General features: G+C 46.6%; 8 protein-coding genes. 5 read left to right on the top strand and 3 right to left on the bottom strand.

The window, feature by feature from the left end; translation table 11 throughout:
- The first annotated feature begins 64 nt into the window (after positions 1–64).
- From purM to asnB, 5 genes are all read left to right on the top strand, one after another.
- Positions 65–1102 carry a phosphoribosylformylglycinamidine cyclo-ligase gene (gene purM / locus L5L97_RS09305; RefSeq protein WP_263181067.1) on the top strand — a complete coding sequence of 346 codons (1038 nt, stop codon included), beginning with the start codon at positions 65–67 and terminating at the stop codon, positions 1100–1102.
- Positions 1102–1746, top strand: coding sequence for a phosphoribosylglycinamide formyltransferase (gene purN / locus L5L97_RS09300; protein ID WP_263181068.1), 645 nt, complete (start codon positions 1102–1104; stop codon positions 1744–1746). The genes purM and purN overlap by 1 nt, the downstream gene beginning before the upstream one ends.
- A gap of 157 nt (positions 1747–1903) precedes the next feature.
- Entirely contained in the window at positions 1904–2650 is a 747-nt protein-coding gene (locus L5L97_RS09295) for an HAD-IIA family hydrolase (protein ID WP_028760358.1), read from the top strand.
- A gap of 241 nt (positions 2651–2891) precedes the next feature.
- Positions 2892–4568: a M28 family metallopeptidase gene (locus tag L5L97_RS09290; protein ID WP_263181070.1), complete on the top strand. Its 1677-nt coding sequence runs from the start codon at positions 2892–2894 to the stop codon at positions 4566–4568.
- Positions 4569–5145: 577 nt separating this feature from the next.
- Positions 5146–6810: an asparagine synthase B gene (asnB, locus tag L5L97_RS09285; protein ID WP_105252850.1), complete on the top strand. Its 1665-nt coding sequence runs from the start codon at positions 5146–5148 to the stop codon at positions 6808–6810.
- Positions 6811–7002: 192 nt separating this feature from the next.
- Here the strand turns inward: asnB and L5L97_RS09280 are convergent, their stop codons facing one another.
- The 3 genes from L5L97_RS09280 to L5L97_RS09270 all read right to left on the bottom strand — a co-directional run bounded on the left by L5L97_RS09280 (position 7003) and on the right by L5L97_RS09270 (position 12771).
- Positions 7003–8103, bottom strand: a complete 1101-nt coding sequence (locus L5L97_RS09280) for a patatin family protein (RefSeq protein WP_263181071.1) — start codon at positions 8101–8103, stop codon at positions 7003–7005.
- A gap of 243 nt (positions 8104–8346) precedes the next feature.
- Positions 8347–10593: a TonB-dependent siderophore receptor gene (locus L5L97_RS09275; protein ID WP_263181176.1), complete on the bottom strand. Its 2247-nt coding sequence runs from the start codon at positions 10591–10593 to the stop codon at positions 8347–8349.
- A gap of 387 nt (positions 10594–10980) precedes the next feature.
- A complete protein-coding gene (locus L5L97_RS09270) occupies positions 10981–12771 on the bottom strand; it encodes an acyl-CoA dehydrogenase C-terminal domain-containing protein (protein ID WP_263181072.1) in 1791 nt (596 codons plus the stop codon).
- Positions 12772–12946 lie beyond the last annotated feature (175 nt).

Here is a 12946-nt window from a genome sequence, read left to right as displayed (position 1 = left end):
AGCACAAGCTGGTAGAATACCGCCGCATAAAATCCAATAACGATGTACCCGAGAGGATCCCTCCGTGAGCACACCTACCCCACTGAGCTATAAAGATGCCGGCGTTGATATTGATGCAGGTAATGCACTGGTAAGTAACATTAAAGCAGCCGTTAAACGTACCCGTCGTCCAGAAGTTATGGGCAACTTAGGTGGTTTTGGCGCCCTGTGTGAAATCCCCACTAAATACAAACAACCGGTTTTAGTGTCTGGCACCGATGGTGTTGGGACTAAATTACGTTTAGCTATCGACTATAAAAAACATGACACTGTCGGCATAGACTTAGTCGCCATGTGTGTGAACGATCTGATCGTTCAAGGCGCTGAGCCACTGTTTTTCCTCGATTACTACGCAACAGGCAAGCTCGATGTTGAAACGGCGACGTCTGTTGTCAACGGTATCGGCGAAGGTTGTTTCCAATCTGGTTGTGCGTTAATCGGCGGTGAAACCGCTGAAATGCCAGGCATGTACGAAGGTGAAGATTACGACCTAGCAGGTTTCTGCGTAGGCGTAGTTGAAAAAGCCGACATCATTGACGGTAGCAAAGTGGCAGCAGGTGATGCGCTTATCGCATTAGCCTCGAGCGGCCCTCATTCAAATGGTTACTCTTTAGTACGTAAAGTATTAGAAGTGAGCCAAGCAGACCCTCAACAAGATCTCAATGGCAAACCGCTAATTGAGCATCTACTTGAGCCAACCAAAATTTACGTGAAATCATTGCTAAAACTGATCGCAGCATCAGACGTACATGCCATGGCACACATTACTGGCGGCGGCTTCTGGGAAAACATCCCACGCGTACTACCAGATAATTTAAAAGCGGTTATCCAAGGCGATTCATGGCAATGGCCTGCTGTTTTCAGTTGGTTAATGGAAAATGGCAACATTGCAGAATATGAAATGTATCGCACCTTCAACTGTGGCGTCGGCATGTTAGTCGCGCTGCCAGCCGATAAAGTGGATGCAGCACTTGCATTACTGGCTGCGGAAGGCGAACAAGCATGGCTTATCGGTGCTATCGCACATCGTGAAGGCAATGAAGAGCAAGTGGAGATCCTGTAATGCCCCAGAGCTGTCGTGTAGTTGTATTAATTTCCGGAAATGGCAGTAACCTGCAAGCGATTATCGACGGTTGCGACGATAATCTGCAGGCCGAAGTTGTCGGAGTCATCAGTAATAAACCCGATGCCTATGGCCTAGTGCGCGCCCATCATGGCGAAATTGATACCAGCTGCGTGATAGCTCACCAAGGTGAATCTCGCTCTGAATACGATGCGCGTTTAATGACAGTAATTGAACAGTACCAACCCGATTTAATCGTGTTGGCAGGATTTATGCGGATCTTAACCGATGATTTCGTGAATCATTACCTAGGTCGCATGATCAATATCCATCCTTCACTGTTACCGAAATACACTGGCTTAAACACCCATCAACGTGCCATTGACGCTAACGACAGCGAACATGGTGCCAGCGTACATTTTGTCACGCCAGAGCTTGATGCAGGTCCGGTGATTTTACAGGCCAAAGTGCCTGTTTATGAAGAAGATACCGCTGATATGCTCGCCGCCCGCGTGCATGAGCAAGAACATGCCATTTATCCACTCGTGGTGAAATGGTTTAGTCAGCACCGTCTTAACATGCAAAATGGCCAGGCCTATCTTGATGGCAATCTTATCGGCCCGATCGGTTACGCGCCTGATTAGTTCCGCTTAAAAGCAATGGTAGCGAGATCACAAATGGAGACCTTAAGGTCTCTATTTTTTTAACTATTTTCCACAAAAGCATTGTTTTATGGGGCAATGTGGCATTAGATAACTTAACGAAAAGTGATTTTTGCTCGGCATGACAAGAGACTATTAGATGAAAAATATTATCTGCGATATCGATGGTGTACTACTGCACGACAATAAACTGATCCCCGGCAGCGACAAATTTATCCAGCGCATTTTAGAGCAAGGCAATCCGTTAGTGATATTGACTAACTATCCCGTACAAACGGGTAAGGATCTGCAAAACCGTTTAAGTGCCGCCGGTATTGATATTCCTGAAGAATGCTTTTACACCTCCGCCATGGCCACCGCCGACTTTTTAAAACACCAAGAAGGCAGCAAGGCCTATGTCATTGGCGAAGGCGCCCTCACCCACGAACTCTACAAAGCAGGCTTTACCATTACCGATATTAACCCCGATTTTGTGATTGTCGGTGAAACCCGCTCCTACAACTGGGAAATGATCCATAAAGCGGCAGGCTTCATCGCACGCGGCGCGCGCTTTATTGCCACTAACCCCGATACTCACGGTCCAGCCTACAGCCCTGCTTGTGGTGCACTCTGCTCACCCATCGAACGTATTACCGGTAAGAAACCTTTCTACGTGGGCAAACCGAGTGCTTGGATTATTCGCTCTGCACTTAATCATATTGATGGACACTCGGAAGACACTGTCATCATAGGTGACAATATGCGTACCGATATTTTGGCGGGCTTCCAAGCAGGGCTTGAAACCATTCTGGTCACCAGTGGCGTGAGTAAGCTTGAAGATATTGACAAAGAACCCTTCCGCCCGAACCATGTGTTTGCCTGCGCGGGCGACATCGATGTTGTTTAAACAATTATCTAAACCTTTGTCTAACCCTGCGTAGCCAGTCATTCTACAAGTCATTCCAACATTACCTATGCAACACGCCTAGCCCAAAGGCGTATTGCATAGGGTAAAGCAACATTAAGTAACATATTCACCTTCTTCTCAACCTTGTGGCTCACCGCGGCTTGCTTCATGATAAGTCTCGCTTCTGATTGATTAACATAAATCTAAAATACCTTAATTAAAACAACAGTAGGATTAACCTATGCGACGTCTGTATCCACTCTGTGCGTTGGCCATGCTCAGTGCCTGTAGTCCAAATGTATCAGAGCCTGATGGCAACAGCACTTTGGCTGAACTCAAACCAGTGCAGTTTAATGAAGCGCGCTTTAGAAATGATATTAAAACCCTGTCATCCGATGAATTTGAAGGTCGTGCGCCGACCACTCACGGTGAAAAACTCACCTTGGACTATTTGACTAAAGCCTTTACAGAGATGGGACTCAAGGGCGCGTACCAAGGCAGCTTTTTGCAACCTGTGCCTATGGTCAGCTATACCGCAGATGAAGCGCAGAAAGTCACGCTGGCAGGATTACCCTTTAAATACCGAAAAGATCTGGTGCTCAGCAGTCGCCACGATAACGGTGGTATTAGTATTGAGAACGCACCATTAGTCTTCGTCGGCTATGGAGTGAACGCACCCGAATATGGTTGGAATGATTACCAAGATCTCGACATGAAAGGCAAAATTGCAGTGATCTTAGTTAACGATCCCGGCTTTGCCCGCCCTGACTCGGGGAAATTCAACGGCAAAGCCATGACCTATTACGGCCGTTGGAGCTACAAATTTGAAGAGGCCAGTCGTCAAGGCGCACTCGGCGCACTGATTATCCATGATACCGAGCCCGCCTCTTACCCTTGGTCCGTGATAGAAAATAGTTGGACTGGACCACAGCAAGATCTGGTCCTCAGTAAAGCAGAACAAGATAGCCGTATCCAAGTCGAAGGCTGGCTTACACTGGACGCGGCTACGCAACTGTTCGATAAAGCCGGTTTATCACTGCCTAATTTAATGGCGCGCGCCGCCGACAGCTCAATCAATTTACCCCTTGAACAAACGGCCAACATCGCCTTTAAAAATAAAGCCGAATACGCAAATAGCTACAATGTGGTCGCCACACTCCCCGGCAGCACACAAGCCAACGAGCAAATCCTCTACACCGCCCATTGGGATCACATAGGTAAAGACGAGACGAAAGCAGGCGATCAAATTTATAACGGCGCCATGGATAATGCCTCAGGCACTGCCGGCATTCTCGAAATCGCCAGACAATTAGCCGACAATGCCAAACAAGGCCACGGTTTAGCGCGCTCGGTCACCTTTATTGCCACCACAGGTGAAGAACAGGGCTTACTCGGTTCGCGCTATTACGCCGCCAATCCACTTTACCCTATAGACAAAACCGTGGCAGTGTTAAACCTCGACAGCACGAATATCTACGGTAAAACCAATGACTTTACCATCGTTGGCAAAGGTAAATCTGAGTTAGAAACTTATCTTATCGATGCGGCTAAACAACAAAACCGCATCGCCATGGGTGAGAAAAATCCCGCTTCGGGCGGTTTCTTCCGTTCAGATCATTTCAGCTTTGCCAAACTAGGCGTGCCCGCCGTCTTTGCCGGCGGCGGTAGCGACCCCGTTGACGAAGCCACGGCTGCTTATAAAACTCAGATGCAAGCTACAATGAAAGGCTGTTATCACAATGTCTGCGATGAATATCGTGAAGATTGGGATTTAAGCGGCGCGCTGCAAGACTTGCAAATCTACTACCAAGTCACGCGCACATTGGGCAACAGCCAAGATTGGCCGGGATACTATCAAGGCACAGAATTCAATAGCCTGCGCCCAGCCAAAACAACACTGGTAACGGACGCAAAATAACAAGCTAAGTCTTTGGCTTCTTGTGAGAGACAGTTGGGTTAGTCGTCTCTTATTGACGCCTGCTAGTCGCACCTGCGAAATAAAGCGCCAGCTAAATAAAGCGCAAACAAGACCTACAAGCACGTGAACCCTTCACGTGCTTTTTTGTTTTCAGCCCACAAAAAATGCCGTTATCACGAAATATCCATCCTGCCACACAATTCTGAATAGGCTTATGCCATTGGTTGATGTCAAACTCAGCGCATTAATTGATTAAAAATAAAACACTTAAACGGGACAACTCATTATTTAAGGGCTTTTTTAGCGGTTTTTCTATCATCGATACTTTTTTAAAACACATTGTGAATTCCCCAAAACCCCTCATGCCAAATCAGATAATAAAAACAAATCATCAAAAATAACGCAAATTAAATGGATTATTCTCAAATAAAAGCATTAAACACAAACATCTAAATCAATAAAAACACCAATAAACAGATAAAACATCAAAAATAGTATTTGGCAAATACCTAAATTGCTGGCACATTAAACCTCAATTGAGACATCCTCAAATGACAGACAGTGTGGGAGTTGTACTATGTGTTCAATCTTTTCGATTTTAGATATCCAATCTGATGCCAAAGAACTGCGCCAAGTCGCGCTAGAAATGTCTAAGCTCATGCGCCACCGTGGCCCTGACTGGTCAGGTATTTATGCCAGTGATAAGGCAATTCTTGCCCACGAACGTTTAGCGATTGTTGACATTGAACACGGTGCTCAGCCACTGCTGACCGAAGATGGCAGTTTGATCCTCGCGGTCAACGGCGAAATCTATAACCACAAAGAATTGAAAGCCCAGCTAGGCGATAAGTACAGCTATCAAACCAACTCTGACTGCGAAGTAATCTTGGCTCTGTATCAAGAATACGGCACTGAATTTCTTGATAAATTAAACGGTATCTTCGCCTTTGTGTTATATGACAAAGCCCAAGACAGATACCTTATCGGCCGCGATCACATGGGTATCATCCCGCTATACACAGGTCGGGACGCTGCGGGTAACTTCTATGTTGCCTCCGAAATGAAAGCCTTGATGCCAGTGTGTAAAACGGTAGAAGAATTCTTACCGGGCCAATATTTGTACTCAAGCGATGCCGCTGCGGTGAAATACTACACTCGCGATTGGCAAAGCTATGATGCGGTTAAAGATAATCCAGCCAGCCAAGAAGAATTGCGTGACGCATTAGAAGCGGCGGTCAAACGTCAATTAATGTCAGACGTGCCCTATGGTGTGTTGCTGTCGGGCGGCTTAGATTCATCTATCATTTCCGCCGTGACACAAACCTTTGCTAAACGCCGCATTGAAGACGATGGCGAAACCAACGCTTGGTGGCCACAGTTACATTCCTTTGCCGTCGGCCTTGAAGGTGCGCCGGATTTAATCGCCGCCAAAAAGGTCGCCGAAGCGATTGGTACGATTCACCATGAGATCCATTTCACCTTCCAAGAAGGCTTAGATGCGATTAAAGAAGTGATCTATCACTTAGAAACCTACGATGTCACCACCATACGTGCTGCCACGCCAATGTATTTAATGGCGCGTAAAATCAAAGCGATGGGCATTAAGATGGTGTTATCGGGTGAAGGTGCTGACGAACTATTTGGCGGCTATTTATACTTCCATAAAGCGCCAAACGCACAGGCATTCCACGAGGAGTTAGTCCGCAAACTCGATAAACTGCATCTGTTCGATTGTCTGCGAGCCAACAAAGCCATGGCCGCTTGGGGATTAGAAGCTCGCGTGCCCTTCCTCGATAAAGAGTTTATGGATGTGGCAATGCGTATCAACCCTGAAGCGAAAATGTCTAAGGATGGCCGTATTGAGAAACACATTCTGCGTAAAGCCTTTGAGCATAAATTGCCAAAAGAAGTGGCGTGGCGTCAGAAGGAACAATTCAGTGACGGTGTGGGCTACTCTTGGATTGACGGTTTGAAAGAACAAGCTGCAGCGCGTGTGGATGATTTACAATTGGCGAACGCGAAATTCCGTTTCCCATACAACACGCCAGAAACCAAAGAAGCCTACTTCTATCGCTGCTTCTTTGAGGAACATTATCCACTAAGCGGCGCTGCAGAAACGGTTCCAGGCGGTAAATCCGTCGCCTGTTCAACGCCAGAAGCATTGGCTTGGGATGAAAGCTTACGCGGTATTATCGACCCATCGGGCCGAGCAGTACGCTCAGTGCATACCTCAAGTTATTAATGACTTAACCTTGAAGGCCTAGGTTAATAAACTGGGCTGATGAGCTAGATTAATCATATAAATTAATTAGATTGATGAACCGGTTAATACAGCCAACCACAAGCGCCACCCTAGGGTGGCGCTTGTATTTTAATGCTTTTTACTTTTATTGCTTACTCGCGTACAAAATGGTGACTTAGCTAAAATACCAAACTAGGCCGACAACGCACTGAATGGCTTGATTTGAGAGTGAGTTTGAGTGTGGGTTTGAGTGTGAGCGTTGGTTTGCACTTGAGTTTGAAAATAAGCATTACTCTGCGTCAACGCCATCGGATCTAAGCTTAAAAACTGCTTTCCAGCACTCAGCCCCGCATGATAATCATGGCGTAAATCCGCATCGGTACTGCCCAGCAATTTACTTTGCAAATTTTCAGCAGCAAAAATCTGCACTATCTCCACATCCTCTGGCGGATTAGCGATGAAATCCAATTCATCCTGATAGGCTTGTTCGTGCTGCACTAAGTAATCTATGGTTTTCGGACAAAAGCCAGAAACACAAATCCAAGATTTGAGTTTATGCACCCAAGCCGATTGCGCCTGAAAATCCTCGCTCACAGTACGGATCACCACAATTTTGTGGGCACCACGACGATAGGCCTCACGCACAGGTAAAGGCGCAGCTAAGCCGCCATCGAGATAAAAATCACTATCAATACCTTCGCTTAATGCTGTGCCGTGACCAGAGGCGCTATGATTAGCCGCGCCGTTATTACAGGCGTTGTCACTCAGCCAAGGCGTGAGTTTCACCCCTTGTTTATATAAAAATGGTAATGCGCTAGAAGCTTTTAGCAATTCGCGCCACTGGCCTTTACTGCTTGGACTTAAAAAATAACCCTTGCGATCACTGGCATTAGTGGTGGTGATCAGTAACTGCCGATGACCGAGTGAGGCTGTCGCCGCGTTAAGATCTAATTTAAACATCCCTTGTCGCGTCTGCTCAAAATACCAATCTAAATCGACTACATTGCCGCCGACTAACCCGCGACCGAGTCGATAGAAGCGTTTATGGCGCGATAAACCGCGGATTAAGCGTTTGGCATAACCCTTTTGGCGGGCCAAAAAACTACTGAGATTCTGTGAACCTGCTGAGGTACCGATAAATAAATCAAAGGGATCGAATCCGCCATCAAGCCAGGCATCGAGCACGCCTGCGGTGAATATACCTCGCTGACCACCACCTTCTGCAATCAGGGCCACCAGTGGGCTAGCGTTAGATTGAGTGTCTTTGGAGGCTAAGTGGCTGACGGCGTGCATAGGGAAACCTTATCGAATAATTCATATAAGGCGAGTCTAAACAAGCTGAATCAGAAAGGATAACGGATAGAAACTATCATCTTAATAGGTAAACACTATTAAGATGATAAGTCACACAAGGTTAATCCATGCTCAAGGCACGAATACAGACAGAGAGCTACGGCGGTTATTCGCACAAGATTAACCCATTCGCTCCAGCTTGCTCATCATCCTTAACGAACAAGCTATTTTTACATCAATGCATTAAAACTTATGACTCAGTTCTAACGTGATATTACGCGGCTCACCGGGGAAATGGCCATTACGCTCGCTAAAACCACTGACGGCATATTCTTTGTCGAAGATATTTTTAAGATTTAAACGAACTTGAGTTTGATCCCACTGAGTCGTCCAGCTCATGTCAAAAATCGTATGGGGCTTCACTATTTGACCATCGAGGCTGAACTGCTCGCCCACATAGTCCATACCAAAGGCAATCGCCGAATCGAGTGCATTGATATCGTAACGGGTCCATATCCCTGCTTGATGACGCGGCGCATTGGCAAAGTGCTTACTATCAAACGTATTGGTTAAACTGTCGTTCGTTACCCCTTTAACCACTTCGGTCTCGTTATAGGCATAGTTTGCCGTGACGGTCAGGTTATCGGTTAAATCCCCCACCAGCGTCCATTCAAGGCCTTGACTGTGTACTTCACCCAAATTAAGTAAAGCGGGAATACCATCGTCATCACCAGTATCTAAAGGGTTAGCTTGGGCGACATTTTGTTTTTCAATGCGATACACAGCAAGCGTGGTCATAAACTGGCCATCAAGCCATTCATTTTTCATCCCAAGTTCAATTTGATTGCCCGTTTCTGGATCGAGGAAACCGTCACCAATATCTTCCGCTTGATTGGTTAAAGATGCTGGATTGAAGCTCTCTGAGTAATTCAAATAAAAGGACATTGAATCGATTGGGCGATAATTAAGCCCTGCTCTTGGCGTTATCGCGTTGTCGCTGAAGGAGAAACCGGTATTTTTATCATAATCATCAAACTGGCTAAAACGCAGACCGGCAATCAATGACCACTGTTCATTAAAGTGCAGATGTTCCTGTACATAAATGCCGTAACGGTTAGCGCGGGTACCATCGGTATTTTTATCCTTCAAGTTGTAACTATTAGGGTTGGTTTCACCATAGTTAAGGTCAAAAATATTCAAGTTACCAACACCATCCTTATCAGTCGCCAATTTGTACTGATATTCGGTTTCGACATAGTGATAGTCGCCGCCGAACAGGAATTCATGTTCAAAACCTAAAATATCGAATGCATAGACAAAATCATTGGTTAAACTGATTTCATCATTAGCCCGTGCTTGAACTCGGTATTCACGCTTAATGGTGCCATCACCCATAATGGGCTTTTTATTGGCATCTAAGGTCGCCCAACCTCTCGATTCATGATATTGCTGCGTGGAATCATTATTCAGATAACGGATCTGAGTCTTGACCGAGAAATTATCGGTAAATTGATGATCGAGAATCGATTGCAGCACCAGTGCATCCATCTTCTGGAAGTCACTCTTCTCATTGGCATTATAGGAAGGTGCGACAAGGAAATTGCCCGCATCATCGACGGGAACACCGCGAAGTCGGTTACCGCCTAAATCCTGCTTAATAATATCGAAAGTGGTGGTGAGCTTAGTATCATCACTGATTTCGTAGAGTAACCCACCCGCCACTTCGGCATTTTGGCTATCGGCATTATTGCGAAAGCTATCTTCCTGCTGATAATAGGCGCTAAAGCGATAGGCAAGATTTTGGGTTAAGCCACCGGTGAAATCCAGCGAGCCGCCCATCATATCCTCGCTGCCCGTACTTAAGGTCAGCTCTTTACTCTCGACAAAGGTTGGTTTTTTAGTGACATAGTTGATCATGCCGCCGGGTTCACCGCCGCCATAAAGTGCGGATGCAGGACCTTTTAACACTTCAACCCGCTGCACATTAAAGAGTTGCGGCACAGAAAATCCCGAATAGGGATCGCCCCTTACCCCATCATAAAAAACGTTGGCATCGTCGCGGAAACCGCGAAAGGTCACGCCCGAATAACTAAACTCACTCACGCCCGCGATAGAGCGGTATAAATCGGTAATATTGCGCGCCGCTTGGTCGACGATTAACTGCTCGGTCAGCACTTGCACCGACTGCGGCAATTCCATCACATTAATCGCCGTCTTAGTGCCAACTGTCGTTTCTTTATCGACGTACATTTGCATTGCACGGCCATGGACAGCAATACGCTCAGGTGCTGCGAGTTTTATCTCCCCATCGGCTGCGGATTGAGTCGATGCAGGACTGGGGACTGGTGAGCTCGTAGACAAGGTCTGCTGTGGGGCCTCTTTATCGAGTACAGTTTCAGCGGCGAATACCGACTGATGTTGAGCGAGTGCAAGTGCGATTAATGAGTAGGCAAAACGAGTCTTCACAGAATGTCCCCAGCGCGAGCGCATAAAAATGGCATAAACCAAAGGGTTTACAAATGTATTCAAACGAATTGGCCGTCATTATAAAGGATGATTTACGAATGACAATAATTATCATTTGAATTTGCACAATTGTGAAAGGCGTTTAATAAATCATCGACATCAGCCCACATAATCCTCGTTATGTTTGGTTATGACTCAAACGAAAGAGAGCGCCAGTAACACAAACCTTCGATGGAAGTTTTTATGTGGAATGAGACAAAGACTCACAGCATCCAGCTGAGTACTTGCGTGCAGATTAATAAAAACAATAAGTTAAAGATTTAAACGATATAAAAATAAAAACCAGCGACAATGCGCTGGTTTTTGAGCTGTTCTTAAGCAAAGGCTTCACTCAGCCTATAAGGTGAATGCTTAAAAGATTGCTTCATCCAATTGTGTGAGCATTTCACTCGCCTGCTCGATTTGCTTACGCAGACTGCGACCTTGCACCGCCCAGTAAGCCATGTAGAAATCAGCAGTTTTCAATTTAGCTTGGTAAAACGCGGTTTCTTCAGTGCCCTGCTCCAGTGCCGCTAATGCCACCGCGGCACTTCTGGCCCACATCCACGCCAGTGCCGTCACCCCAAACAACTCCAGATAAGCCATTGAAGCTGCGCCAATAATGTCAGGATTAGTCGCCGCATGGGTCGCTAAATAACCACTGGCCTTTTGCAAATCACCCGCACAATCCATTAAACCACTCACGTAAGGTTGCATCGCCACATTCGTGCTATGCGACTTAATGAACTCAGTCACTAATGCCGACCATTGCTGCATCGCCGCGCCGCGGTCGCTAAGTAACTTACGCCCCACTAAATCCAGCGCCTGAATGCCGTTAGTGCCTTCATAAATCAGCGCAATACGGCTATCACGCACAAATTGCTCCATGCCCCACTCATGGATATAACCATGTCCACCAAACACTTGCTGCGCATCGACACAGGCATTAAAACCACGGTTAGTGATAAAACCTTTCACAACGGGCGTGAACAGGGCCGCTAACTGGGATGCCGCTTTCGCTTTGGCGGGATCGGTATGGCGCTCAGCTTCATCGAGCCACAAAGCTTGTTGTCCAACTAAGGCTCTTGCGCCTTCATTAAAGGCTTTTTGCGACAGCAACATACGGCGCACATCGCCGTGAACCAAAATCGGATCGGCGGCTTTTTCGGGTGCTTTGGCACCGCTTAAAGCGCGGCTCTGTAATCTGTCTTTGGCATAGGCCAGCGCATTTTGATAGGCAATCTCAGAGACACCCAGACCTTGCACGCCAACGCCTAAACGCGCTTGGTTCATCATAGTAAACATGGCGCGCAGTCCTTGGTGCGGCTCGCCGACAAGCTCACCCAGCGCAGCTTCAAATACCATCACACAAGTTGAGTTACCGTGAATGCCCATCTTATGTTCAAGGCCACTGGCATATAAAGTGTTCGGCGCGCCTAAACTACCATCGTTATTCACTAATACTTTAGGCACGGCGAACAAAGATATGCCCTTCACACCTTCAGGTGCATCGGGCAAACGAGCTAATACGAGGTGCACTATGTTGTCGGTGAGTTGGTGATCGCCTGAGGAGATAAAAATTTTCTCACCGCTGATAGCAAAAACACCTTCGGATACTGGCACGGCTTTAGTGCGTAATAAGGCTAAGTCCGTACCGGCGTGGGACTCGGTCAAGTTCATGGTCCCAGTCCATTCACCGCTGACCAGTTTACTTAAATATTTTTGCTTGAGCGCATCACTGCCGTGGGTATGGATGGCGGCATAAGCGCCATGGGTCAAACCGGGATACATGGCAAAGGCCATGTTAGTTGCCGTTTGTATCTCAGTGGCAAAAATCCCCACCACTTCGGGTAAGCCTTGGCCGCCATATTCAGGATCGCAGGTCAGCGTCGGCCAGCCATTATCAACAAACTGCCGATAGGCATTATCAAATCCTTCCGGTGTAATCACCTTACCATCGACCAACTTACAGCCTTGCAGATCGCCGACACTATTGAGCGGCAGCATGACTTCAGTACTAAAGTCAGCCATACCTTGCAGGATCGCATCAACAAGATCTGGATCGATTTCATCGAACCCCTTAAGAGCATCTTGCTGATAAATATGTAACATTTCATTGAGGATAAATTGATAGTCGCGCAGCGGCGCTTGATAGACTGGCATAATCGCTTCCCTTTTCTTGTTAGACTGCAACTCAACTAAGTGATCTGACCACTTTGGTGCTCTGACCACTTTAGCTAAATTTGCCGAAAAAGAAAGCACCTCAGTATCTGCCACAGACTTTTGTTTACACAAACGAACAGCGAAACCGTAAATTGATCGCAACAAAGCCTTATGT

The organism is Shewanella sp. SM71 (genome assembly GCF_025653905.1).
In the GTDB taxonomy this organism is placed as follows: Bacteria; Pseudomonadota; Gammaproteobacteria; order Enterobacterales; family Shewanellaceae; genus Shewanella; species Shewanella oncorhynchi.
Note: the sequence above shows the minus strand (reverse complement) of the source record. Positions and strands in the feature narration are given on the sequence as shown.